Source organism: Mesorhizobium sp. B2-5-7, from assembly GCF_006440875.1.
GTDB classification, from domain to species: domain Bacteria; phylum Pseudomonadota; class Alphaproteobacteria; order Rhizobiales; family Rhizobiaceae; genus Mesorhizobium; species Mesorhizobium australicum.
Window position 1 is genome coordinate 74,884 of the sequence record NZ_VFUO01000001.1, and the last position, 23,253, is coordinate 98,136.

Annotated in this window: 23 protein-coding genes and 1 pseudogene; 18 read left to right on the forward strand and 6 right to left on the reverse strand. The window is 63.1% G+C overall.

Going from position 1 to position 23,253, the window contains the following annotated elements:
* Positions 1-92 precede the first annotated feature (92 nt).
* The 7 genes and pseudogenes from FJ543_RS00310 (at position 93) to FJ543_RS00340 (ending at position 6,033) form a co-directional block, all read left to right on the forward strand.
* Positions 93-818: a gamma-glutamylcyclotransferase gene (locus tag FJ543_RS00310; protein ID WP_140873281.1), complete on the forward strand. Its 726-nt coding sequence runs from the start codon at positions 93-95 to the stop codon at positions 816-818.
* Between the two features lie 121 nt (positions 819-939).
* Positions 940-2,295 (forward strand): NAD(P)-dependent oxidoreductase, encoded by a 1,356-nt coding sequence (locus tag FJ543_RS00315; RefSeq protein ID WP_015317145.1) that lies wholly within the window; start codon positions 940-942, stop codon positions 2,293-2,295.
* Positions 2,296-2,300: 5 nt separating this feature from the next.
* A complete protein-coding gene (locus FJ543_RS00320; protein ID WP_140714519.1) occupies positions 2,301-3,143 on the forward strand; it encodes a methyltransferase domain-containing protein in 843 nt (280 codons plus the stop codon).
* Positions 3,144-3,155: 12 nt separating this feature from the next.
* On the forward strand, positions 3,156-4,469 hold the full coding sequence (gene preA, locus FJ543_RS00325; protein WP_140615544.1) for an NAD-dependent dihydropyrimidine dehydrogenase subunit PreA: 1,314 nt from the start codon (positions 3,156-3,158) through the stop codon (positions 4,467-4,469).
* A gap of 106 nt (positions 4,470-4,575) precedes the next feature.
* Positions 4,576-5,094 carry an Rrf2 family transcriptional regulator gene (locus tag FJ543_RS00330; RefSeq protein WP_140873283.1) on the forward strand — a complete coding sequence of 173 codons (519 nt, stop codon included), beginning with the start codon at positions 4,576-4,578 and terminating at the stop codon, positions 5,092-5,094.
* A 33-nt stretch (positions 5,095-5,127) separates the two neighbouring features.
* Positions 5,128-5,586, forward strand: coding sequence for a carboxymuconolactone decarboxylase family protein (locus FJ543_RS00335; protein WP_140615548.1), 459 nt, complete (start codon positions 5,128-5,130; stop codon positions 5,584-5,586).
* Positions 5,587-5,656: 70 nt separating this feature from the next.
* Positions 5,657-6,033, forward strand: a pseudogene (locus tag FJ543_RS00340) (DoxX family protein).
* A 12-nt stretch (positions 6,034-6,045) separates the two neighbouring features.
* On the opposite strand, the gene FJ543_RS00345 reads toward FJ543_RS00340, so the two are convergent.
* Positions 6,046-6,768 carry an SDR family oxidoreductase gene (locus tag FJ543_RS00345; protein ID WP_140873285.1) on the reverse strand — a complete coding sequence of 241 codons (723 nt, stop codon included), beginning with the start codon at positions 6,766-6,768 and terminating at the stop codon, positions 6,046-6,048.
* A complete protein-coding gene (locus FJ543_RS00350) occupies positions 6,765-7,604 on the reverse strand; it encodes an SDR family NAD(P)-dependent oxidoreductase (RefSeq protein ID WP_140873287.1) in 840 nt (279 codons plus the stop codon). Before FJ543_RS00350 ends, FJ543_RS00345 begins: the two co-directional genes overlap by 4 nt.
* Positions 7,605-7,707: 103 nt before the next feature.
* Between FJ543_RS00350 and FJ543_RS00355 the strand changes: the two genes are divergently transcribed.
* Positions 7,708-8,589, forward strand: a complete 882-nt coding sequence (locus FJ543_RS00355) for a helix-turn-helix transcriptional regulator (RefSeq protein ID WP_140873289.1) — start codon at positions 7,708-7,710, stop codon at positions 8,587-8,589.
* 250 nt (positions 8,590-8,839) lie between these two features.
* On the opposite strand, the gene FJ543_RS00360 is transcribed toward FJ543_RS00355, so the two are convergent.
* Positions 8,840-9,475, reverse strand: a complete 636-nt coding sequence (locus tag FJ543_RS00360; protein WP_140726037.1) for a TetR family transcriptional regulator C-terminal domain-containing protein — start codon at positions 9,473-9,475, stop codon at positions 8,840-8,842.
* A gap of 242 nt (positions 9,476-9,717) precedes the next feature.
* On the opposite strand from FJ543_RS00360, the gene FJ543_RS00365 reads away from it, so the two are divergent.
* The 5 genes from FJ543_RS00365 to FJ543_RS00385 all read left to right on the forward strand — a co-directional run bounded on the left by FJ543_RS00365 (position 9,718) and on the right by FJ543_RS00385 (position 14,748).
* A complete protein-coding gene (locus tag FJ543_RS00365; RefSeq protein ID WP_015317155.1) occupies positions 9,718-11,046 on the forward strand; it encodes an aspartate aminotransferase family protein in 1,329 nt (442 codons plus the stop codon).
* A gap of 112 nt (positions 11,047-11,158) precedes the next feature.
* Entirely contained in the window at positions 11,159-11,599 is a 441-nt protein-coding gene (locus FJ543_RS00370; RefSeq protein WP_140873291.1) for an endonuclease domain-containing protein, read from the forward strand.
* Positions 11,600-12,850 carry a Zn-dependent hydrolase gene (locus tag FJ543_RS00375; protein ID WP_140873293.1) on the forward strand — a complete coding sequence of 417 codons (1,251 nt, stop codon included), beginning with the start codon at positions 11,600-11,602 and terminating at the stop codon, positions 12,848-12,850.
* A gap of 67 nt (positions 12,851-12,917) precedes the next feature.
* A complete protein-coding gene (gene hydA / locus FJ543_RS00380; protein ID WP_140873295.1) occupies positions 12,918-14,369 on the forward strand; it encodes a dihydropyrimidinase in 1,452 nt (483 codons plus the stop codon).
* Positions 14,362-14,748 carry a hypothetical protein gene (locus FJ543_RS00385; protein ID WP_246678810.1) on the forward strand — a complete coding sequence of 129 codons (387 nt, stop codon included), beginning with the start codon at positions 14,362-14,364 and terminating at the stop codon, positions 14,746-14,748. The genes hydA and FJ543_RS00385 overlap by 8 nt, the downstream gene beginning before the upstream one ends.
* A gap of 242 nt (positions 14,749-14,990) precedes the next feature.
* On the opposite strand, the gene FJ543_RS00395 is transcribed toward FJ543_RS00385, so the two are convergent.
* The gene (locus FJ543_RS00395) at positions 14,991-15,395 is read right to left on the reverse strand and encodes a cupin domain-containing protein (RefSeq protein WP_015317160.1); all 405 of its coding nucleotides are present in this window, start codon (positions 15,393-15,395) and stop codon (positions 14,991-14,993) included.
* 130 nt (positions 15,396-15,525) lie between these two features.
* On the opposite strand from FJ543_RS00395, the gene FJ543_RS00400 reads away from it, so the two are divergent.
* From FJ543_RS00400 to FJ543_RS00420, 5 genes are all read left to right on the forward strand, one after another.
* Complete coding sequence (locus FJ543_RS00400) at positions 15,526-16,317, forward strand: ABC transporter ATP-binding protein (RefSeq protein WP_015317161.1); 792 nt, start codon at positions 15,526-15,528, stop codon at positions 16,315-16,317.
* A 317-nt stretch (positions 16,318-16,634) separates the two neighbouring features.
* Positions 16,635-17,513 (forward strand): ABC transporter permease, encoded by an 879-nt coding sequence (locus FJ543_RS00405; protein WP_015317163.1) that lies wholly within the window; start codon positions 16,635-16,637, stop codon positions 17,511-17,513.
* The gene (locus FJ543_RS00410; RefSeq protein ID WP_140873297.1) at positions 17,510-18,664 is read left to right on the forward strand and encodes an ABC transporter permease; all 1,155 of its coding nucleotides are present in this window, start codon (positions 17,510-17,512) and stop codon (positions 18,662-18,664) included. Before FJ543_RS00405 ends, FJ543_RS00410 begins: the two co-directional genes overlap by 4 nt.
* Before the next feature lie 39 nt (positions 18,665-18,703).
* Positions 18,704-19,675 (forward strand): ABC transporter substrate-binding protein, encoded by a 972-nt coding sequence (locus FJ543_RS00415; RefSeq protein ID WP_015317165.1) that lies wholly within the window; start codon positions 18,704-18,706, stop codon positions 19,673-19,675.
* Positions 19,676-19,863: 188 nt separating this feature from the next.
* A complete protein-coding gene (locus FJ543_RS00420) occupies positions 19,864-20,307 on the forward strand; it encodes a CHRD domain-containing protein (protein ID WP_140714531.1) in 444 nt (147 codons plus the stop codon).
* 63 nt (positions 20,308-20,370) lie between these two features.
* Here the strand turns inward: FJ543_RS00420 and FJ543_RS00425 are convergent, their stop codons facing one another.
* Positions 20,371-22,020, reverse strand: a complete 1,650-nt coding sequence (locus tag FJ543_RS00425) for a thiamine pyrophosphate-binding protein (RefSeq protein ID WP_140873299.1) — start codon at positions 22,018-22,020, stop codon at positions 20,371-20,373.
* Entirely contained in the window at positions 22,017-23,192 is a 1,176-nt protein-coding gene (locus tag FJ543_RS00430; RefSeq protein WP_015317168.1) for a CaiB/BaiF CoA-transferase family protein, read from the reverse strand. The genes FJ543_RS00425 and FJ543_RS00430 overlap by 4 nt, the downstream gene beginning before the upstream one ends.
* Positions 23,193-23,253: the final 61 nt, after the last annotated feature.

Sequence of the window (23,253 nt, forward strand, 5' to 3'; positions counted from 1 at the left end):
AAATCGGGAACGGCAAGGCGCACCCTCTTGGCAATCTTGCGTGTCTTGCGATTTTCGCCTTTGCTTGGCCTCGAGGAGGAGGTCGTCGTTCCATGCGGCAGATGTCACTTACCGCCGAGCTTGTCGCACTGTGCCATCGCGACGAGGCCGATCCCGGGCCCAGCGGCGGCTGGACGCAACTGAGCGACGAGGATTTCCGGGTCCTTTCCGCGCGGCTCGCCCATGAAGCAGATGCGGGGCCGCTATGGGTGTTCGCCTATGGCTCGCTGATCTGGAAGCCGGCTTTCGAGTCCGTCGAACGCCAGCGTGCCACCGCCCATGGCTGGCACCGCTCGTTCTGCATCGACATGGTTCGCTGGCGCGGCAGCGTCGCGCAGCCTGGGCTGATGATGGCCCTCGAACGCGGCGGGCGGTGCGATGGTGTGATCTACCGTTTGCCGGAAGGGGAGAAGACTGCTCAGATCGAAAGGCTGTTGCGGCGCGAGATCGACGATCATGAGAGCGTCGCTTCGGTCAGGTGGGTCTCGGTGCGTACGGCGCAAGGGCATCTTCGGGCGCTGGGTTTCTGGGTCGGGGTGACGGGCAGGGGCACTTCGCTCGGGCAGCCGCTGGACCGGGTGGCGCGGGTGCTGGCGCGGGCCTGTGGCCATGTCGGATCGGGCGCCGAATATCTCTACAACACCGTCAGCCACCTCGAGGAATTCGGCATTCGCGACCGCAATCTGTGGCGCCTGCAGCAATTGGTCGCCGACGAAATCAGGTCTATCCATGGCAATGGCAGGGGTGGCGGCCTTATCCCAGTGTCACCGTCATCATAACATGAATACCACTATCATGTTTTCTTCCAGTCTTTTCAACGGTTTGTGCCAAAAATTGACCAATTGATAAAAAAATAAAACGTGCTAGCCTTCCCCAAAACGAAAACATGGGGAACTGAGAATGCCAGAAGGCCAGTTCAAAGAGGGTATTGTCGGCGGCCGGCTTCTGCCCGACCAATACGCGGATAATTTTTCCGACCTGCATCCCCCGCTCGATCATCACGAGGCGCTGGTCGAATCCGACCGCTGCTATTTCTGCTACGACGCGCCGTGCATGAACGCATGCCCGACCTCGATCGACATTCCGCTGTTCATCCGCCAGATCTCGACCGGTAACCCGATCGGCTCGGCCAAGACCATCTTCGACCAGAACATTTTGGGCGGCATGTGCGCCCGCGTCTGCCCCACCGAGACGCTGTGCGAGGAGGTTTGCGTGCGCGAGGTTGCGGAAGGCAAGCCGGTCCAGATCGGTCGTCTGCAGCGCTACGCCACCGATGTCGCGATGAGCGAGAGCAGGCAATTTTATCCGCGCGCCGAGCCGACAGGAAAAACCGTAGCCGTCGTCGGCGCCGGCCCGGCCGGTCTTGCCGCGGCGCACCGGCTCGCCCGCCATGGCCATGACGTGACCATCCTGGAGGCGCGCCCGAAGGCGGGCGGCCTCAACGAATATGGCATCGCCGCATATAAGAGCGTCGACAACTTTGCCCAGGCCGAGGTCGACTATGTCACCGCGATCGGCGGCATCGACATCCAGAATGGCAAGGCGCTCGGCCGCGATTACCAGCTCTCCGACCTGATCCGCAATTACGACGCCGTTTTCCTTGGCATGGGGCTTGGCGGTGTCAACGCGCTGCGCGCCGATGGCGAGGATGCCGCCGGCGTCACCAACGCGGTCGAATTCATTGCCGAACTGCGCCAGGCCAGCGACCTCTCCGGATTGCCGGTCGGCCGCCGCGTCGTCGTCATCGGCGGCGGCATGACGGCGATCGACGCCGCCGTGCAGTCGAAGCTGCTTGGCGCCGAGGAGGTGACGATCTGCTACCGGCGCGGCCAGGAGCATATGAACGCCTCCGAATTCGAACAGGACCTGGCCGCCGCCAATGGCGTCACCATCCGTCACTGGCTGCAGCCGAAGCGGGTGATTGCCGAAGGCGGCAAGGTCAGTGCCATCGAACTCGAATACACGGCACTCGACGGCGACCGGCTTGCCGGCACCGGCGAGACGCTGACGCTGGTTGCCGACCAGGTGTTCAAGGCCATCGGCCAGAGTTTCGTGCCGGCTGCACTCAACGGCAGCGGGGCGTCGATCGATCTCGAAGCCGGCCGTATCAAGGTCGACGCGGAAGGGCGCACATCGCTGGCCAAGGTCTGGGCCGGCGGCGACTGCATTTTTGGTGGCGACGACCTGACCGTTTCGGCTGTGGCGCAAGGCCGCGACGCGGCGGAAAGCATCCACAGGAGCCTGACCCAGGGATAAGGACCATGGCCACGGTGGAACCGGGCATTGCCCGTCACTACGAGATTTCAGGCCTGGAGGAGCGGATTCTTGCCGCGCTTGCCGACACCGGCGTGGAAATTGACCATCTGAGCGCTGACGATCTCGCAGCGGTCGACGAATTCCACATTGGCGGCGTGGCCGCCACCAGGGAACTCATCGACCAGATGGGGCTGAAGCCTGGAGCCCGGCTTCTCGACATCGGTTCAGGCATCGGCGGCCCGGCCCGTTTTGCCGCGAACAATGCCGGCGCCGATGTCACCGGCATCGACCTGACCCAAAGCTATGTCGATATCGCGACCAGCCTGTCGAAACGGGTGGGAATGGCCGGCAAGACGCGCTTCGTGCAAGGCAGCGCGCTGGACATGCCGTTCGCCAAGGCCAGCTTCGATGCGGCAATGATCCTGCATGTCGGCATGAACCTTCCCGACAAGGCCAAGCTGATGAGCGAGGCCGCCCGCGTGCTGAAGCCCGGCGGTGTCTTTGCCGTCTATGACGTGATGCGGCTCAAGGATGGAGCACTGACCTATCCGCTGCCATGGGCCTCCGACGCGACCATGTCGTTCGTCGCCACGCCTGCTGATTATCGAGCCGCCGCCACCGTCTGCGGCTTTTCAGTAATCGCCGAGCGCCCGCGCGGCGCTTTCGCCATCGAATTCTTCGCCACCATGCGTGCCCGCATGGCCGCCGCGCAGGCCGAGGGCAAAAAGCCGCCGCCCGGCGTCGGCCTGATCATGGGCGAGGATGCCCGCACCAAGATCGCCAATCTCACCGCCGCGCTTGAAGGCGGCATTCTTGCACCCGTGGAAATGCTCCTTCGTCTCGGTTGAAAGGGACCTGTCATGGCTGACATCAGAAATAATTTCGTCGGCATCAAATCGCCCAATCCGTTCTGGCTGGCCTCGGCGCCGCCGACCGACAAGGCCTACAACGTCATCCGCGCTTTCAAGGCGGGTTGGGGCGGTGTCGTCTGGAAGACGCTGGGCGAAGAGGGGCCGCCGGTGGTCAACGTCAACGGCCCGCGCTACGGCGCGATCTGGGGCGCCGACCGGCGCCTGCTCGGCCTCAACAACATCGAACTGATCACCGACCGCGATTTGCAGACCAATCTGCGCGAGATGAAGCAGGTCAAGATGGATTGGCCCGACCGTGCGCTGATCGCCTCCATCATGGTGCCCTGCGTCGAGGAGAGCTGGAAATCGATCCTGCCGCTGGTCGAGGAGACCGGCGCCGACGGCATCGAGCTCAATTTCGGTTGTCCGCACGGCATGTCGGAACGCGGCATGGGCGCGGCCGTCGGCCAGGTGCCGGAATATATCGAAATGGTGGTGCGCTGGTGCAAGCAATATACGCGCATGCCCGTCATCACCAAGCTGACGCCCAACATCGCCGATATCCGCAAGCCGGCGCGGGCAGCGCATGCCGGCGGCACTGACGCGGTGTCGCTGATCAACACCATCAATTCGATCACCGGCGTCGACCTCGACAGTTTCGCGCCGATGCCGACCATCGATGGCAAGGGTTCGCATGGCGGCTATTGCGGCCCGGCGGTGAAGCCGATCGCCATGAACATGGTGGCCGAGATCGCCCGCGATCCCGAAACCCGCGGCCTGCCGATCTCCGGCATTGGCGGCATCACCACGTGGCGGGACGCCGCCGAATTCATGGCGCTAGGCGCCGGCAATGTGCAGGTCTGCACGGCGGCGATGACCTACGGCTTCAAGATCGTGCAGGAGATGATCGCCGGCCTCGAAAACTGGATGGACGAGAAGGGCCACCGCTCGCTCGACGACATTATCGGCCGCGCCACGCCCAACGTCACCGACTGGCAGTATCTCAACCTCAACTATGTCGCCAAGGCGCATATCGACCAGGATGCCTGCATCAAATGCGGCCGCTGCCACATCGCCTGCGAGGACACCTCGCACCAGGCGATCACCAGCATGGTCAACGGCGTCAGGCATTTCGAGGTGATCGAGGCCGAATGCGTCGGCTGCAATCTGTGCGTCAATGTCTGCCCGGTGGACAATTGCATCACCATGGAGCCGCTTGCGGCCGGCGCGTTGGACCAGCGTACCGGCAGACCGGTGTCGCCGGTCTATGCCAACTGGACCACGCACCCGAACAACCCGATGGCCAAGGTGGCGGCGGAGTAGGGACAACCTTTCAAAAGCGGCGTCTGTGGACGTCGCTTTTTCGTTTTCCTATTGCAGATAAGAATTATCCAGGATATGTAGTATCTATGAATTGGAGACTAACATTATGAAGCTGGGCGAGGGTGTTGAGGCGGCCATCCACTGCGCGGCGACACTGGCGAGCGTCGAAGGCAACAGCACCATGCCGGGCGCGGCGCTGGCGGAATCCTTCGGCCTGTCGTCGAGCTATTTGCTGAAGCATCTCAACATGCTGACGGCGTCCGGCATTCTGGAATCGGTGCCGGGTCCCGCCGGCGGCTACCGGCTGGCGCGGGCTGCCGAACGCATCACGCTGCTCGACATCGTGCTGGCCATCGAAGGGCGCGAGCCGGCTTTTCGCTGCGGCGAGATCCGCCGCAACGGTCCGGTCAAGATCGATGCCTCCGCCTATGTGAAACCTTGCGGCATCAATGCCGCGATGCTCAAGGCGGAGCGCGCCTACCGGGCAGCGCTCGCCGAGGTGAAGTTGTCCGACATCGTGGCGGATTACGCTGCGGAAGGCGACCCCAGATCGTTTGCCGCGAGCTGCGCCTTTGTCGAGCGCCATCAACGGCGGCAGAAACCCAGTTCAACCAACCAAGCCTAAATTAACCTCCCCAAGGATGCGAAAGGAAAGACGATGAAACAGAGGCTGCAGTTCTTCGCCAAGGCGCCCGAGATCATGAAGGCTGTGTCGGCGCTCAACAAGGCGGTCGACGAATGCGGGCTCGAAGTGAGTCTGCTGCACTTGATCAAGCTCAGGGCCTCGCAGATCAATGGCTGTTCCTTCTGCGTGGAGATGCACAGCCGCGAAGCCAGGCGCGACGGCGAGACCGAGCAGCGGCTCTATCTCGTCGCCGCCTGGAAGGAATCGCCGCTGTTCTCCGAGCGCGAACGCGCCGGACTGGCCTGGACCGAGGCGGTGACGCTGATCGCCAACGATGGCGTGCCGGACGAACTCTATGCGCGCACGCTGGAGCATTTCTCGGAAGAGGAACTGGTCAAGCTCTCCGTCGCGATCGGCATGATCAACACATGGAACCGACTTTGCATTCCGTTCCACGCCATCCATCCGATGCCGGCCGCCAAGGCGGCCTGACAGTCCGGACATCTGTTGGGGGCGCCGCCGGGGAAAGGCGGCGCCCCTACTGTTTCAAAGGGGGAGTTCAATGCCTGTCGATTTGCCTTCGACCTTGCTGTTTCTCGGTCGCCTGCTGCTCGGCGGTGCCTTTGTCTTCGCCGGCTTGCGCAACATCCAGAACGCGGATTTCCTGACCAGGTTGGTGGCCGCGCGTGGCGTGCCCCAGGCCGGGCTGGCGTTGTGGGCGGGCATTGTCCTGCAGATCATCGCGGGAGTGCTGGTGATGGTCGGCCTCTGGACCGCGATTGCCTGCGTGGTGTGGTGCTGTTCCTGATCGTGGCGACGCCGATGTTCCACAATTTCTGGGATCATCAGGGTCCGGAGCGTGCATCCCGCATCAATGGCTTCGTCGGCAATGTCGCACTGAGCGGAGGGTTTTTGTCGCTGATCGCGCAGTCGCTTTAACTCTCCAAGGTTTTACGCCGCGAACCGCAGGCCGCCGTCGCAGGTCAGTACCTGGCCGGTCATGAAGCCGTTGGAGACGAGGAAGGCTATCGCCGAGGCGACGTCCTCGGCACGGCCGATGCGCCCTACCGGGGTCTTGCCGGCATAGTCGGCAAACACGGCTTGTCGCTGCTCGCCCGGCAGAAAATCCCACCATGGCGTGTCGATGACACCCGGCGCCACGACGTTGACGCGCAGCGGCTTCAGCTCGATGGCCAGGATCGGCGCCACGGTCAGGAGCATGCCATTGATGGCGCCGATGCCGGCGACGCCCGGCGTGGCGAGCTGGGCCGATACCGCCGAGATGAAGGTGACCGACCCCGATTTGTTCAGCGTCGGCAAGGCGGCCTGCAGGCAGGAGAGTTGAGGCCGCACTTTCTCGTCGACGCCTCCGGCGATATCGGTGAGATCGAGGGTCTGGAACGGGCCGAGGCCCTTGCCGCCGCTCGCCGCCAGAACGAGGTGGTCGAACGAGCCGAGGCGCTCGAAAAATTGGCGGACTTCATCCGGTTCCGAAGCGTCGAAGGCCGCCTTGTCGGCCGCTCCGCCAAGGCTTTTCCAGGCGCTGATGAGCCTGTCCTGGTTGCGCCCGGTGATCGTGACCTTCATGCCCGGGCCGAGCAGTTTGCGCGCCGTCGCCAGGCCGATGCCGGATGAGCCGCCGATGATCACCGTGTGTTCGATGTTGCTGGTCATGAATGCTGTTCCTTCGTTTCAGGGAAAGCCAGCCCGACGAGGTCGAGGCTCAGGCTTCGCAATTGTTGTCTTGCCTTGGCATCGTAAGCCTGGGCGTCGGCGCGGGATTCGCGCAGGCCGTCGAAATAGAGGCCGCTGCGCCCTTCGAGCGCGGGCGAGGTGGCGAGATTCAAGATAGCCTCGGCGCCGGTCTCGACCGAACTCCATGGCGTGACGCCCGCCTGGCGGACCATGGTGGTGTTCATGTAGCTCGCCGGATGCAGCGCGTTGACGGTGACGCCGCTGCCTTCCAACTGCCCGGCCAGATCGACGGTGAACAGGATCTGCGCCAGCTTGCTTTGGCAATAGGCGCGCACGCCGCTGTAGCCGCGGGTCAGCATGACGTCGCCGAAATCGATCGCCTGCTGGCCGGCGGACGCGACATTGACGATGCGTGCCGGGGCGCTCGCCTTCAGCAGCGGCAGAAGCTCCGAGGTCAGCAGGAAGCCGGCGAGATAATTGACGGCAAAGCGCAACTCGTAGCCATCGGCGCTTGTCTGTCGTTTGTCGCCAGCGGTGCCGACGCCGGCGTTGTTGATGAGGATGTCGAGGCGGCTCGTGCTGGCGCGCACGGCTTCGGCGAGGCATCGTACCTGCGCCAGCGAAGCGAGATCGGCCGCGAAAAATTCGGCCTTGCCGCCGGCGGCTTCGATGGCGGCGATAACGGCGTCACCGCGTGTGGCATCGCGGCCATGCACCAGCACTCGTGCGCCGGCGGCACCCAGCCTTTGCGCCAGCACGCGGCCGACGCCGTCGGTCGAGCCGGTGATGAGGACGGTCTTGTCTTTCAATTCCATGTTCAGAGCCTCCTGTTGTTGCTCTGAACGCAAGATGGAGCGCTTCGCCCATGTCAAACAGTTCAAACTTTATCCTGGTATCAATACTGCTATAATAGCCGGTATGAACGCTCCCGTTGCCTCCACCCGATCAGCCGACGAGAGCCGCCGGCGCGAACTCGGCGCCTTCCTGCGGTCGCGCCGGGAAAGGCTGGCGCCATCGGCCACCGGCATCGCGACAGGTCCGCGACGGCGCACGCCGGGTCTGCGGCGGGAGGAAGTGGCGATGATCGCCGGCGTCGGCACCACCTGGTACACCTGGCTTGAGCAGGGCAGGGACGTGCGGCCCTCGGTGGAAGTGCTGGCGGCGCTCTGTGAGGCCTTGCGCCTCGACGCCGTCGAGAAGCGGCATCTGTTCATCCTGGCAGGCCGCCAGCAGCCGGAGCGTCGTTTGGCGGCGCCTGAAAAGGTCGACGCTACGCTGTTGCACATGCTGCAAAGCCTGGTGCTGCAGCCCGCCTATGTCGTCGGCCGCCGTTGGGACGTACTTGCCTGGAACGACGCGGCCGTGGCGGTGTTCGGCGACTATGGCTTGCTCGAGGGCGATAGCAGAAACATCGTCCACATGGTGTTCACCAACCCGCACCATCGCCGCCTGCTGGTCGACTGGGAAGAACTTGCCCGCGTGGTGCTTGCTTCGTTTCGTGCCGAAAGCGCCAAATATGTCGGCGATCTGGATTTCGAACGGCTGATCGCGCTGATGATGAGTTCAAGTCCCGAGTTCCGTGACTGGTGGCCCCGGCGCGACGTGGCGCGCAGGCTGACCGGCGTGAAGCATGTCCGGCATCCCATGGTGGGCTTGATGGCCTTCGAGCATATGAGCCTGTCGATCGACGACGGCTCGGACATGCGGCTGATCGTCTACACGCCGCTCGCCGAGCAGAACTCGATCTCCAAACTTCAACAACTGCTGGAGGCGATGCCGGCCGAACGGCGCAGCGCGTGAAGTTATCTGCCGGCGCGCTCTCAACTTCGTCATCCACGGGCGGAGCGGAAGCGAAGCGGACGCGCAGACCCGAGGATCCATGCCGTTACCTTGACAGTATAGTGCAGCCGAGCAGAATTCTGGACCGTAGCGGCGCTCATGTGTCGCGGCATGGATTCTAGGGTCTGCGCCGCGTCGCTTCGCTCCTTGCTTCGCCCTAGAATGACGAAGCCAATGTGCGCTTCGGCCAATCTAGACATGATTTCGCCTGTTACCCTTTCGGCTTCAGCCCATCGAGGAACAATTGCTCCAGGAAGCGGGCAGCGTCCTCGAAGCGGCCGTCGCCGCCACGGTTCGGCCCCAGCACGGCGCGGACCTGGACATCGAAATCGGCGTAATGCTGCGTCGTCGCCCAGATCGAGAAGATCAGATGCCAGGGATCGGTCCGGGCGATCTTGCCGGCGCGCATCCAGCCCTTGATGACGGCGGCTTTCTCGTCGACCAGCGTCTTCAACTCGCCCGCCAGCAGCGGCATGATGCGCGGCGCGCCTTGCAGGATCTCGTTGGCGAACAGGCGGCTCTCGCGCGGAAAGTCGCGCGCCATTTCCAGCTTGCGCCTGATGTAACTCCTGAGTTCAGTCATCGGATCGCCGATGTCGTCGAGTTCCCGCAGCGGCGCCAGCCAGGTTTCGAGCAGCCGTTCCATCAATGTCTCGTGGATGTCTTCCTTGCGGCGGAAATAGTAGAGCAGGTTCGGCTTCGACATGCCGGCGGCTTCGGCGATCTGGTCGATGGTCGAACCGCGGAAGCCGTTGGTGGAGAACACTTCGAGCGCGGCCTCCAGGATCAGTTCGCGCTTTTCCTGCTGGATGCGGGTGCGGCGAGGGGCTTGCGTGCTCGTGGTCACCGTTGCGGACCTTCTTATTGCCATATCTCGCATTCAAGGTCATCTGGACCAATTCTCTGGACCAGTTTTTCCCCAGGCTGTGGAACGCACTTCAGGAGCCGCATTTCCGCTAGTAATCCATTGACCGCCGACATGGCGGTGCTAAACGTTTGTCCAATCGGTCAAAATTTGCGTAGCATGAAAGCGCGGCAAAGACCAAGCGTTGGACGCAGCGAAACAGGTTACAAGGGGAAGTCTTGGTCATGTCCAACCGGCTGAAAGTCACGCCGAACGATCTCAGCGCATTCTGGATGCCGTTCACGGCAAACCGGCAGTTCAAGCAGGCGCCGCGCATGTTCGTGTCCGCCAAGGACATGCATTACACGACCAGCGATGGCCGCAAGGTATTGGACGGCACCGCCGGCCTGTGGTGCGTCAACGCCGGCCATTGCCGTCCCAAGATCACCGAGGCGATCCAGCACCAGGCCGCCGAGCTGGATTATGCACCCGCCTTCCAGATGGGCCATCCGATCGTGTTCGAACTGGCGAACCGCCTGGTCGACCTCGCGCCCAAGGGCATGGACCATGTCTTCTTCACCAATTCCGGTTCGGAATCGGTCGAAACGGCGCTGAAGATGGCGATCGCCTATCATCGCGTGAAGGGGGAAGGGTCGCGCACCCGGCTCATCGGCCGCGAGCGCGGTTATCACGGCGTCAATTTCGGCGGCATCTCGGTCGGCGGCATCGTCACCAACCGCAAGATGTTCGGCACGTTGCTGGGCGGCGTCGACCACATGCCGCACACGCATCTGCCGGAGAAGAACGCCTTCTCCAAAGGCGTGCCGGAGTATGGCGCGGAGCTCGCCAACGAACTCGAGCGTATCGTCGCCCTGCATGACGCCTCGACCATCGCCGCCGTCATCGTCGAGCCGGTCGCGGGTTCCACGGGCGTCATTCTGCCGCCGAAGGGCTATCTCGAGAAGCTGCGCGAAATCTGCACCAAGCACGGCATCCTGTTGATCTTCGACGAGGTCATCACCGGTTTCGGCCGTCTCGGTGCGCCGTTCGCGGCCGACTATTTCGGCGTCACGCCCGACATCATGACCACCGCGAAGGGCGTCTCCAACGGCGTCATCCCGATGGGCGCGGTGTTCGTGAAGAAGGAAATCCACGACGCCTTCATGACCGGCCCCGAGCACATGATCGAGTTCTTCCACGGCTACACCTATTCGGGCAACCCGATCGCCTGTGCGGCTGCACTCGGCACGCTCGACACCTACAAGGAAGAGGGCCTGCTGACGCGCGGCGACGAACTGGCGCCTTACTGGGAAGATGCACTGCATTCGCTGAAGGGCGAACCGCATGTCATCGACATCAGGAACATCGGCCTGATCGGTGCGATCGAACTGGCGCCGATCGCCGGCAGTCCGACCAAGCGGGCCTTCTCGGCCTTCGTCAAGGCGTTCGAGCGCGGCGCGCTGATCCGCACCACCGGCGACATCATCGCACTGTCGCCGCCGCTGATCATCACCAAGGGCCAGATCAACGAACTGATCGATCATGTGCGTGAAGTGCTTAGGATGATCGATTGAAGAACTGGGCGCCGATATCCCTCCCCCTCGAGGGGAGGGTGGCCGCGAAGCGGTCGGGTGGGGTCGGTTCGACCGGGTGCCGACGTGATCTTTTGCCGCGAGGTCGCTTCTGATGCCCCGTACCCGCGTGAGCTTCGAAATGCGCCAAAAGGCGCGCGCGCTTCGAGTTCACGCGACCAAAGGCGAATCCCTTCTTTGGTATGAATTGCGTGAGTTGAAACCAAACGGAATCAAGTTTCGCCGACAATGTCCGATTGGGCCCTATATCGTTGACTTTGCCTGCTTTTCTACAAAGCTGATTGTTGAAGTCGACGGCGATTTGCATGAGCACGAAAAGGGCAAGCAGCACGACGCCGTTCGTGACGCGTATCTACGATCGCTTGGGTTCGAGGTCTTCCGTGTCGACGAACCCGATGTCATAAACAGCGCTTGGCATGTCGCGCAGGTGGTCAAGGAAAAAGTCGAGCGTATGTCAGCCGACCCCACCCGACCGCTTCGCGGCCACCCTCCCCTCGAGGGGGAGGGGGACGCCCCGCAATTGATGAGGTTTTGAATGGCCGCACCCGGCGAGAATCTGCGAATCAATTCAGACCGTTTGTGGGATTCGCTGATGGAGATGGCGAAGATCGGCCCCGGCATTGCCGGCGGCAACAATCGCCAGACCGTGACCGACGAGGATGGCGAGGGCCGGCATCTGTTCAAGCGCTGGTGCGATGCCGCGGGGCTCGAAATGGGTGTCGACGAGATGGGCACCATGTTTGCCCGCCGCGAAGGCACCGACCCCAGCCTGCCGCCGGTCTATGTCGGCAGCCATCTCGATACGCAGCCGACCGGCGGCAAATATGACGGCGTTCTCGGCGTTCTTGGCGGCCTGGAGATCGTGCGCTCGCTCAACGATCTCGACATCAAGACGAAACATCCGATCGTCGTCACCAACTGGACCAACGAGGAGGGCGCGCGCTTCGCGCCGGCCATGATGGCGTCCGGTGTGTTCGCCGGCGTGCTCGACCAGGCCGACGTCTACGAGCACACGGACAAAAACGGCAAGAAATTCGGCGAGGAACTGGAGCGCATCGGCTGGAAGGGCACCGAGAAGGTCGGTGATCGCAAGATCCACGCCTTCTTCGAACTGCATATCGAACAGGGCCCGATCCTCGAGGACGAGGACATCGACATCGGTGTCGTCACCCATGGCCAGGGCCTGAAATGGCTGCAGGTGACGCTGACCGGCAAGGAGGCGCATACCGGGTCGACGCCGATGCCCAAGCGCCGCAATGCCGGGCTCGGCATGGCGCGGGTGATCGAATTGGTCCACGAGATCGCCATGGACTACCAGCCCGACGCCGTCGGCGCGGTCGGCCACATGGAGGTCTATCCCAACTCGCGCAACATCATCGCCGGGCGCACCGTCTTCACCATCGACATACGCTCGCCGGAAAAGGAAGTGCTCGACGCCATGGATGGCCGCATCCGCGAAGGCATCGACACGATCTGCGACGCGCTCGACATCCAGTACAAGATCGAGCAGGTCGGCGCTTTCGATCCGGTCACCTTCGACAAGGGCTGCGTCAAGGCGATCCGCGATGCGGCCGAGCGGCTTGGCTATACGCATCGCAACATCGTCTCGGGTGCCGGCCACGACGCCTGTTGGATCAACCGCGTCGCGCCTACCGCCATGGTGATGTGCCCTTGCGTGGATGGGTTGAGCCACAATGAGGCGGAAGAGATCACCAAGGAATGGGCAGCGGCCGGCGCCGACGTTCTGTTCCATGCCGTGGTGGAGACGGCCGTTATAGTAGAGTGAACTTAGAGATTTACCTTCAAACGCCGCTCACCAAGAAGCGGGAAGAGAAGAACAAGGGAACAGCAAAATGACCAAAGTGATCAAGAACGGCACCGTCGTAACCGCCGACCGAACCTGGAAGGCCGACGTGCTGATGCAGCACGGCAGGATCGTCGCCATCGGCTCGGACCTGCATGGCGACCATGAGTACGACGCCACCGGCTGCTATGTGATGCCGGGCGGCATCGACCCGCACACCCATCTCGAAATGCCGTTCATGGGCACCTATTCGGCCGATGATTTCGAATCCGGCACGCGTGCGGCCTTGGCCGGCGGCACCACGATGGTGGTCGATTTCTGTCTGCCGGCGCCGCAGCAATCGCTGCTCGAAGCCCTGCAGATGTGGGACAACAAGACCTCGAGGGCGTCCTGCGATTATTCGTTCCACATGGCGATCACCTGGTGGGGCAAGCAGGTGTTCGACGAGATGGCCACCGTGGTCGACAAGGGCATCACCTCGTTCAAGCACTTCATGGCGTACAAGGGCGCGCTGATGGTCGACGACGACGAGATGTACGCGTCGTTCCAGCGCTGCGCCGACCTCGGCGCGCTGCCGCTGGTGCATGCCGAGAATGGCGACGTGGTCGCGGCCCTGTCGCAGAAGCTGCTTGCCGCCGGCAATAACGGCCCCGAGGGACATGCCTATTCGCGCCCGCCGGAAGTGGAAGGCGAGGCGACCAACCGCGCCATCATGATCGCCGACATGGCGGGCGTGCCGCTCTATGTCGTGCATGTCTCGTGCGAACAGAGCCACGAGGCGATCCGCCGGGCACGCCAGAAAGGCATGCGGGTGTTCGGCGAGCCGCTGATCCAGCACCTGACGCTGGACGAGAGCGAGTACTTCGACAAGGACTGGGACCATGCGGCGCGCCGCGTGATGAGCCCACCCTTCCGCAACAAACTGCACCAGGATTCGCTATGGGCCGGCCTGCAGGCCGGTTCGCTGCAAGTGGTGGCGACCGACCATTGCGCCTTCACCACCGACCAGAAGCGCTTCGGCGTCGGCAATTTCACCAAGATCCCCAACGGCACGGGTGGCCTCGAGGACCGGTTGCCGGTGCTGTGGACCAGGGGCGTCAATACCGGCCGGCTGACGATGAACGAGTTTGTCGCCGTGACCTCGACCAACATCGCCAAGATCCTCAACATGTATCCGAAGAAGGGCGCGATCGTCGAAGGCGCGGATGCCGACATCATCGTCTGGGACCCCCAGCGCAAGAAGAAGATTTCCGCCAAGAAGCAGCAATCCGTCATCGACTACAACGTCTTCGAAGGGGTCGAAGTGACCGGCCTGCCGCGCTTCGTGTTCTCGCGCGGCGAGCTGTCGGTCGAGGAGGCCGAGGTCAAGGCGAAGCCTGGCCATGGTGAGTTCGTCGGCCGCGAACCGAACGCGGCCGTCAATCGGGCGCTGTCGACCTGGAAGGAGATCACCGCGCCTCGCAAGGTCGAGCGGACGGGCATTCCGGCGACGGGTGTTTGAGGTGAGGTGCGCGGGGCTCTATCTCACCGCCGTTGTTGTTCTGGCAGCCGGCTCCGCCTCGGCGGCTGGCATCGACCTGTCCAAACCCTATGGCAATAAGTCCGGCTGCATCAACAAGAACGGCCAGAAGGTCTATGCCGAAGACATGCTGCTGCTGACCGACACCAATTTTATCACCGCGACCAGTGCCTGCGCCTTCACCGGCAAACACGGTGAGGCCGATGGTTCGCTGACGGTCAAGGCAGAGTGCGAAGCCGAAGGCGAGGAGGGAAAGTCGCCGGCCACCTTCACGATCAAGCACAGCGCCAAGAATGCCAAGAAATTGGTGATCGCCGACGAGGACGGCAGCGTATACGGGGAAGTGTCTCGGTGCAGATGATTGCCGAGGTCGGCGCCGCCCCTCATCTGCCTGCCGGCATCTTCTTCCCGTATAGTGATGGGGAGAAGATGGCTGAGCGCAACCTCGGCGCTCTTTTTGCCAACGCTGGCGATTGGCGGAATCCTTCGCGACGGCGTCCTTCTGCCCGCCTCTATACGGGGAGAAGTGCCGGGCAGGGCGATGAGGGGCAGCGCGGACCTGGAGCTATTGAGCCTCGGCCGGCGAACCCGCCAATACCGCCCTCAGGCGACGAGCGCGTCCAGTTCCGGCAGCAGGACGACGCTTTCCTGTTCGTTGGGATCGGTGCGGGCGATGACGGCCGAGGACGGCGCATTGCTCAGATTGGCCGGCAAATGCGGCACGCCTGCGGGAATGTAGAAAAGGTCGCCGGCCTTGACGACGATGTGATGCTCCAGCCGGTCGCCATACCAGGTATGGACCTCGCCGGAGAGCACGTAGATCGCCGTTTCATGGTTCTCGTGCAGATGCGCCTTGGCGCGGGCACCGGGCGGCATGGTGAGCACGTGCATGCAGATGCCGGAGGAGCCGACCGACTCGGTGGCTATGCCGGCGAAGTAGGTCAGGCCCTGCTTGCCTTCATAAGTGCTTTCAGGGCGGATAAGATGACAAGTCGGTTTAGGCGACATCGGGGAAACTCCGGGCGTCGATCGAGTGGGACAAACTCAGCAGGACTGGGGCCAATGGGACGGGTCGAGTGGAAAACAACATCACGATAAAAGCAATCGGTTTCGTGCGGCGGAAGGCAGGCAGCAACCGATGACGGGACCTTCGCCAGCCGTCGTTTCGGCAAGCAAACTGGGCCTCACCTTCCAGACCAATGACGGGCCGGTACAGGCGCTGTCCAATGTCGACCTGACCATCGGCAAGGGTGAGTTCGTCTCCTTCATCGGGCCTTCAGGTTGCGGCAAGACGACCTTGCTGCGCGTCATCGCCGATCTGGAAAAGCCCACTTCGGGGACGATCTCGGTCAATGGCATGACGCCGGAACAGGCGCGCGAGAGGCGTGCCTACGGCTATGTCTTCCAGGCCGCCGCCCTGTTTCCCTGGCGCACCATCGAGCGCAATGTCGGGCTGCCGCTGGAAATCATGGGCCTGTCCAAGACCGAGCAGGCGGAGCGGATCAAGCGCACGCTCGACCTCGTCAACCTCAGTGGCTTCGAGAAGAAATACCCCTGGCAGCTTTCCGGCGGCATGCAGCAGCGCGCCTCGATCGCGCGTGCGCTGGCCTTCGATGCCGACCTGTTGCTGATGGACGAGCCGTTCGGCGCGCTGGATGAGATCGTGCGCGACCACCTCAACGAGCAATTGCTGCAACTATGGGGACGGACGAACAAGACCATCTGCTTCGTCACCCACTCCATTCCGGAAGCCGTCTACCTGTCGACGCGCATCGTCGTCATGTCGCCGCGCCCGGGCCGGGTCAGCGACATCATCGAATCGACGCTGCCGAAAGAGCGGCCGCTCGACATCCGCGAGACGCCGGAGTTTCTGGCGATCGCGGCGCGGGTGCGCGATGGGTTGAGGGCAGGGCATAGTTATGATGATTGAGGGGAGCGACAAGCGCGCGGTCCATCGCGACTTCGTCATCCTAGGGCGGAGCAAGGAGCGAAGCGACGCGGCGCAGACCCTAGGATCCATGCCGTTACCTCAACGTTCCGCAGCGGTGCAGACCGATGCACCTTACGCTGTGCGTTCGAAGGCGAACACTCTCGACCGCTTATACCCCCCGGCCAACGTCACGGAATGGATCCTAGGGTCTGCGCGACGCTTCGCGTTGCTCCGCCCTAGGATGACGAAGGCGAAGGTGGTCGGCCTTCGCTTCGCTCCGGCCACCCTCTCCCCGGCGGAGAGAGGAGAAGGCGCCCATGGATAGCTTCCGCTCCAAGATCATCCCCGTAACCTCCATCCTTCTGGGCGTGGTTGTGCTCTGGTATATCTTCGCCGTTATCCTCAACGCGCCCTTCCAGCGCGATCTCGACCGGCGTGCCAACGAAACCTCCACGTTCGGCGAACTCATCGGCAAGACGCTGTCGCAGCCCAAGCCAACGCTGCCGGCGCCGCATCAGGTGGCGGTGAATTTCTTCGAGAACACTTTTCTGCGGCCCATCACCTCAAACCGCAGTCTCGTCTACAACGCCTGGGTTACGCTGTCCTCGACGCTGCTCGGCTTCGCCTTCGGCACCGCACTCGGCATCGTCATCGCCGTCGGCATCGTCCATGTCGCGACGCTCGACCGCAGCCTGATGCCATGGATCATCGCCTCGCAGACCATCCCGATCCTGGCGGTGGCGCCGATGATCATCGTGGTGCTGGCGGCGATCGGCATTACCGGACTGATCCCGAAGGCGATGATTTCGACCTATCTGTCGTTCTTCCCGGTGACGGTCGGCATGGTGAAGGGCCTGCGCTCGCCCGAGATCATGCATCTCGACCTGATGCACACCTATAACGCCAGCCGCGCGCAGACCTTCTGGAAACTGCGTGTGCCAGCCTCGGTGCCATTCCTGTTCACCTCGATGAAGGTCGCGGTGGCGGCAAGCCTGGTGGGCGCAATCGTGGGCGAACTGCCGACAGGCGCGGTCGCCGGCATCGGCGCCAAGCTGTTGGCGGGCGCCTATTACAGCCAGTCCATCGACATCTGGTCGGCGCTGGTCGCCGGCTCCATCGTGGCGGCGCTGCTGGTGATGGTGGTTGGCATCGCCGGCCGCGTCGTTGACCGCGCCATGGGCGGGAGGCCAGCATGAACTGGCTGAAACCTTCCTGGCAGGCCGTGCTGGCGATCGTGCTGTGCCTGATCGCGATTGCGCTCGGCGCCATGTCGAAGCCGGAAGCGGCAGCGCTTGCCGATCCGACGGCCAGTATCGGCTACCCCTATCTCGGAATGAAGGGCTTGATGCTTGGCGTGGCCGTGCTGGCGGCGCTGATCTCCATGGTCAGGATTACGCCCCTGGTGGAGGCCGTGGTGCTCTTCATAGGCGCCCATCTCGTCGCCTGGCTGCTGATTTCGGGCATTGCAGGTTTCGAAGGGACGGCGCTGGCGCCGTATTTCCTTCTGCTCGCGGCTGCCTGGCTGCTTGGCTGGCGTTGTGTGGCGGTGCTTTCGGGATTGCGGCCGAAGGCAGGATGGGTCCGGACCGCACTGCGTCTGGTCATCCCCGCTATCTTCGGCGCCTGGATCCTGATCATCTGGGAAGCCGTCACACGCGGCGCCGGCATTCCTTTCATCCTGCTGCCGCCGCCGAGCGCCATCGGTGCGCGCATCGTCAGCTCGCTGCCGGTGCTCGGCGCCGATGTCCGGCAAACCATCTTCAAGGCGGTGCTCTTCGGTTATGTGGTGGGCAGCGGCGCTGGCTTCATCACCGCTGTTCTCGCCGACCGCGTACCGTTTCTGCGGCGTGGACTTCTGCCGATCGGCAATATGGTCTCGGCGCTGCCGATCATCGGCGTGGCGCCGATCATGGTCATGTGGTTCGGCTTCGACTGGCAATCCAAGGCGGCGGTGGTCATCATCATGACCTTCTTCCCGATGCTGGTGAATACGGTCGCCGGGCTCGCCGCGTCCGGCCATATGGAGCGCGACCTGATGCGCACCTATGCGTCGGGCTACTGGCCGACGCTCGTCAAGCTCAGGCTGCCGGCCGCCGCTCCCTTCATCTTCAACGCGCTGAAGATCAATTCGACGCTGGCGCTGATTGGCGCCATCGTCGCCGAGTTCTTCGGCACGCCCGTCGTCGGCATGGGATTCCGCATTTCGACCGAGGTCGGGCGGATGAACATCGACATGGTCTGGGCCGAAATCGCAGTTGCAGCACTTGCGGGTTCGGTCTTTTATGGCGTGGTCGCCCTTGTCGAAAGGGCCGTCACGTTTTGGCATCCCTCTGTCCGTGGTGGATAGGGGCGGTGGGTTTGGGCACTAACTTCAGAGGGTAAAAAAATGAAAAGACTTATTATTCCAGTCCTGGCCGGCGCGATGTCACTGGCCGCGTTCCAGGCGATGGCCGCCGACAAGGTGACCTTGCAGCTGAAATGGGTCACGCAGGCGCAGTTTGCCGGCTACTATGTCGCCAAGGCCAAGGGTTTCTATGAAGCCGAAGGCCTCGACGTCGACATCAAGCCAGGCGGCCCCGACATCGCCCCCGAGCAGGTGATCGCGGGCGGCGGTGCCGACGTCATCGTCGACTGGATGGGCGGCGCGCTCGCCGCGCGCGAGAAGGGCGTGCCGCTGGTCAACATCGCCCAGCCGTTCAAGAAGGCCGGCATGGAGCTGGTCTGCCCGAAGGACGGCCCGATCAAGACCGAAGCCGACTTCAAGGGTCATACGCTCGGCGTCTGGTTCTTCGGCAACGAATATCCGTTCTACGCGTGGATGAACAAGCTTGGCCTCAAGACGGAGGGTGGCCCCGATGGCGTCACCGTGCTGAAGCAGAGCTTTGACGTGCAGCCGCTGATCCAGAAGCAGGCCGATTGCATCTCGGTCATGACCTACAATGAGTACTGGCAGCTGATCGACGCCGGCTATAAGCCCGAACAGCTGACCGTGTTCAACTACTCGGCCATGGGCAACGACCTGCTTGAGGACGGCCTCTATGCCTCGGAAGACAAGCTCAAGGATCCGGCCTTCGAGGACAAGATGGTGCGGTTCGTGCGCGCCTCGATGAAGGGCTGGAAATACGCGGTCGACAACAATGACGAAGCCGCAAGCATCGTCATGGACGGCGGCGGCCAGGACGAGAATCACCAGAAGCGGATGATGAGCGAAGTTGCCAAGCTGATCGACAATGCCGACGGCAAGCTCGACCCGGCGACCTACGAACGCACCGCCAAGGCGCTGCTCGACCAGAAGATCATCACCAAGGAGCCGAAAGGCGCCTATACCACCGCCATCACCGACAAGGCGGTCAAGTAGGCCTCGCAGGCGCGATCAACAGCGCCTGAGACCGGGTCTGACGGTCAAAGGGGCGGGCGACCGCCCCTTTTCCATGCGCTCCAATCACAAAACCGTGTGCGGGGATACATTGCGCCGTCCAGCCGTTGCATTGAAGCATGCGCGCGTCGGGGAGCCGCGACGCACGCTCTATCAATCGGAGGTCCTTCATGCGCGCTTACTCCTTCCTGCCGGCGCTATCGGCGCTCGCCATTTCCACCGCTTTCCTGTTCGCATCACCGGCCATGGCCGAGATGGTAAAATACAAGGCGACCCTCGATGGCGGCCAGCAGAGCCCAGCCGTCACCACGAAGGGCAAGGGGACGGCCACTCTCACCTTCGATACCACCAAGAAGAAGCTCAGCTGGAACGTGAAGTATTCCGGCCTCACCGGCCCGGCGACAGCGGCGCACATTCACGGCCCGGCGGCGGCGGGCGAGAATGCGCCTCCGGTGATCCCGTTCAAAGGCAAGCTCAAGAGCCCGATCAAGGGGTCGGCGACGCTGACCGATGCGCAGGCCGCTGACCTCGAGGCCGGCAAGTATTATGTCAATGTGCACACGGCGGCCAACAAGGACGGCGAGATTCGCGGCCAGATCGAAAAGGCGATGTAGAGCCGGAAGCGCGGCTAACGCTTGAAGGCCGGCGGGACAGCCCGCCCTTTGTCCTGCCGGTCCTTAAGCCCTGTCGCGTATCTGTGTTATCGTCCGGGTCGGGGTGATCGCTTCGGGATCGAGCCTGATCTCGACGATCGCCGGCTTGCCGCTGGTTCGCGCGCGCTCGAAGGCAGGCGCGAAATCAGCTGTATTCTCCACCGTCTCGCCATGGCCGCCATAGGCGCGGGCAAGTGCTGCAAAATCAGGGTTCTTCAGATCGGTGCCGACGACGCGGCCGGGATATTCGCGTTCCTGGTGCATGCGGATGGTGCCGTAAATACCGTTGTTGACGAGAATGACGACGATCGGCAGGTCGTACTGCACGGCGGTGGCGAATTCCTGGCCGTTCATCAGGAAGCAGCCGTCGCCGGCGAAGGCGACCACTGTGCGCTCCGGATACAGCGCCTTGGCGGCGACCGCCGCCGGCGTGCCGTAGCCCATCGAGCCCGACGTCGGCGCTCCTTGCGTGGCGAAGCGGCGGAAGCGATGGAAGCGGTGTACCCAGGTTGCGTAATTTCCGGCGCCATTGGTGAGGATGGCATCGTCCGGCAGCACGTTTTCCAGGTAGTTCATGATAGGTCCCATCTGGACCGGGCCGGGACCGTTTTCAGGCGGAGTCGACCAGTCGAGATAGGCGGCATGCAGCTTGGCTGTTTCGGCCGCCCATGATGGCGTTCCGGCCGGCATGCGCTTGGTGAAAGCCTCGACGAAAGCCGCTGGCGAAGCATTGATCGCCAGGGTCGGACGGTAGACGCGGCCGAGTTCGCCGGCATCGGCATGGACATGCACCAGAGCTTGGTCGGGATAGGGGCTCTTCAGCAGCGTGTAGTCGGAAGAGGGCATCTCGCCCATGCGCCCGCCGATCAAGAGAACGACGTCGGCCTGCTTGATAGCCGTTGCCAGCTTCGGATTGATGCCGATGCCGACATCGCCGGCATAGTTTGGATGAAGATGGTCGAACAGCATCTGGCGGCGGAAGGAACAGCCGACAGGAAGCGACCAGGCCTCGGCGATCTCATGCATCCGCGCCACCGCGTCCGCGTTCCAGCGTGTGCCGCCAAGAATGACGAAGGGACGCTTCGCGCCGGCAAGCAGCATTTCCAGTGCGTCGAGTTCGGCCTCGCCGGGATAGGTTTCGACCGGCGTGTGCGGAAGTGCTTCCGGCGCGTCGACGACGCTGGTCAGCATATCCTCAGGCAGCGATATGACGACCGGGCCGGGGCGGCCCGACGTCGCCACGGCAAAGGCGCGCGTGACGAATTCGGGGATGCGCGAGGCGTCGTCGATCTCGACCACCCATTTGGCGATGTCGCCGAAGAACCTGACATAGTCCACTTCCTGGAACGCCTCGCGCTCCTTGGCGTGGCTGGCGACCTGGCCGATGAACAGGATGAGAGGAACCGAATCCTGCATGGCGATGTGGATGCCGGCCGAAGCGTTGGTGGCGCCGGGTCCGCGGGTGACGAAGCAGATGCCGGGCTTGCCGGTCAGCCGGCCCTGGCAGTCGGCCATCATGGCAGCGCCGCCTTCCTGGCGGCAGACGATGGTGCGGATCGAGGAATCATGCAGCGCGTCAAGCACCGCAAGGTAGGATTCGCCCGGCACGCAGAACATACGGTCGGTGCCATTGGCTTCGAGGGCGTCGACGATCAGTTGTCCACCGGTCTTCATTTCCCAGACTTCTCCAGTTCGGCAAGGATTTCGTCAGTGTGCTCGCCAAGGCGCGGCGAGGGGCGTTCATAAGTAAGCGGTGTGCCCGACATCACCATCGGCGCGCGCACTGACGGCAGGCGGTTGCCATGGCCGTCGTCGAGGTCGAGCCGCATGCCGCGGGCAATGGTCTGCGGGTCGTCGAACATCTGGCCGATCGTGTTGATCGGGCTTGCCGGCACGCTGGCGGCTTCGAGCTTCGCCAGCAGCGGATCGCGATCAAAAATCTTCAGCGCCTCGATGATGCGTGCGCGAAGTTCCACGCGATTGGCGACGCGGGCCGGATTGGTGGTGAAATCGGGATTGGCCGGCAAATCGCCCAGCCCGACCGCGGCGCAGAATTTGGCGAACTGGCCGTCATTGCCGACAGCCAGGATGATGTGGCCGTCCCTGACCGGAAGCACTTCGTAGGGGGCAATGTTCATATGGGCATTGCCCATCTGCACCGGCGACTTGCCGGAAACGAGATAATTGAGGTTCTGGTTGCCGAGCGCCGAGATCTGGGTGTCGAACAGCGCCATGTCGATGTGCTGGCCTTCGCCGGTCTGTTCGGCATGGCGAAGTGCTGCCTGGATGGCGATGACCGAATAGAGGCCGGTGAAGATATCCGAGATGGCGACGCCAGCTTTTTGCGGCTCGCGGCCGGGCTCGCCGGTAATCGACATCATGCCGGCCATGGCCTGGATAATGAAATCGTAGCCCGCGCGAGGCGCATAAGGCCCATCCTGACCGAAACCGGTGATCGAGCAGTAGACGAGGCGAGGGTTGATTTCCTTCAGGCTGCCGTGGTCGAGCCCGTATTTCTTCAGGCCGCCGAGTTTGAAGTTCTCGATCAGCACATCCGCCGTCGCGACCAGCCGGCGCACCGTCTCGGCGCCTTCGGGCGTCGAGAAGTCGATGGCGATGGAGCGCTTGCCGCGATTGCAGGAATGGTAATAGGCGGCCGACAGGTTCTCGCCGTCGTGGCTCATGACGAAGGGCGGACCCCATTTGCGGGTGTCGTCGCCGCCATCGGGGCTCTCGACCTTGATGACATCGGCGCCGAGATCGGCAAGCAACTGCCCGGCCCAGGGCCCGGCAAGAATGCGGGCGAGTTCGACGACGCGGACGCCTTTCAGCGGGGGTTCGGCCATAAATCACCGTGGTTGCTGCAATCATCCTGATCGCTGCGAAAGCAGAGCCTCTATCAAGCCC

Excerpts from the sequence above, each read along its gene's own strand:
- FJ543_RS00350 (WP_140873287.1), bottom strand. The coding sequence starts at position 7,604 with ATGGAATTGAAAGACAAGACCGTCCTCATCACCGGCTCGACCGACGGC.
- FJ543_RS00425 (WP_140873299.1), bottom strand. The coding sequence starts at position 22,020 with ATGAAGACCGGTGGACAACTGATCGTCGACGCCCTCGAAGCCAATGGC.
- hydA (WP_140873295.1), top strand. The coding sequence starts at position 12,918 with ATGACCAAAGTGATCAAGAACGGCACCGTCGTAACCGCCGACCGAACC.
- FJ543_RS00370 (WP_140873291.1), top strand. The coding sequence starts at position 11,159 with ATGCCCCGTACCCGCGTGAGCTTCGAAATGCGCCAAAAGGCGCGCGCG.
- FJ543_RS00345 (WP_140873285.1), bottom strand. The coding sequence starts at position 6,768 with ATGACCAGCAACATCGAACACACGGTGATCATCGGCGGCTCATCCGGC.
- FJ543_RS00420 (WP_140714531.1), top strand. The coding sequence starts at position 19,864 with ATGCGCGCTTACTCCTTCCTGCCGGCGCTATCGGCGCTCGCCATTTCC.
- FJ543_RS00320 (WP_140714519.1), top strand. The coding sequence starts at position 2,301 with ATGGCCACGGTGGAACCGGGCATTGCCCGTCACTACGAGATTTCAGGC.
- FJ543_RS00315 (WP_015317145.1), top strand. The coding sequence starts at position 940 with ATGCCAGAAGGCCAGTTCAAAGAGGGTATTGTCGGCGGCCGGCTTCTG.
- preA (WP_140615544.1), top strand. The coding sequence starts at position 3,156 with ATGGCTGACATCAGAAATAATTTCGTCGGCATCAAATCGCCCAATCCG.
- FJ543_RS00355 (WP_140873289.1), top strand. The coding sequence starts at position 7,708 with ATGAACGCTCCCGTTGCCTCCACCCGATCAGCCGACGAGAGCCGCCGG.
- FJ543_RS00330 (WP_140873283.1), top strand. The coding sequence starts at position 4,576 with ATGAAGCTGGGCGAGGGTGTTGAGGCGGCCATCCACTGCGCGGCGACA.
- FJ543_RS00405 (WP_015317163.1), top strand. The coding sequence starts at position 16,635 with ATGGATAGCTTCCGCTCCAAGATCATCCCCGTAACCTCCATCCTTCTG.
- FJ543_RS00310 (WP_140873281.1), top strand. The coding sequence starts at position 93 with ATGCGGCAGATGTCACTTACCGCCGAGCTTGTCGCACTGTGCCATCGC.
- FJ543_RS00375 (WP_140873293.1), top strand. The coding sequence starts at position 11,600 with ATGGCCGCACCCGGCGAGAATCTGCGAATCAATTCAGACCGTTTGTGG.
- FJ543_RS00395 (WP_015317160.1), bottom strand. The coding sequence starts at position 15,395 with ATGTCGCCTAAACCGACTTGTCATCTTATCCGCCCTGAAAGCACTTAT.
- FJ543_RS00335 (WP_140615548.1), top strand. The coding sequence starts at position 5,128 with ATGAAACAGAGGCTGCAGTTCTTCGCCAAGGCGCCCGAGATCATGAAG.
- FJ543_RS00415 (WP_015317165.1), top strand. The coding sequence starts at position 18,704 with ATGAAAAGACTTATTATTCCAGTCCTGGCCGGCGCGATGTCACTGGCC.
- FJ543_RS00365 (WP_015317155.1), top strand. The coding sequence starts at position 9,718 with ATGTCCAACCGGCTGAAAGTCACGCCGAACGATCTCAGCGCATTCTGG.
- FJ543_RS00410 (WP_140873297.1), top strand. The coding sequence starts at position 17,510 with ATGAACTGGCTGAAACCTTCCTGGCAGGCCGTGCTGGCGATCGTGCTG.
- FJ543_RS00430 (WP_015317168.1), bottom strand. The coding sequence starts at position 23,192 with ATGGCCGAACCCCCGCTGAAAGGCGTCCGCGTCGTCGAACTCGCCCGC.
- FJ543_RS00400 (WP_015317161.1), top strand. The coding sequence starts at position 15,526 with ATGACGGGACCTTCGCCAGCCGTCGTTTCGGCAAGCAAACTGGGCCTC.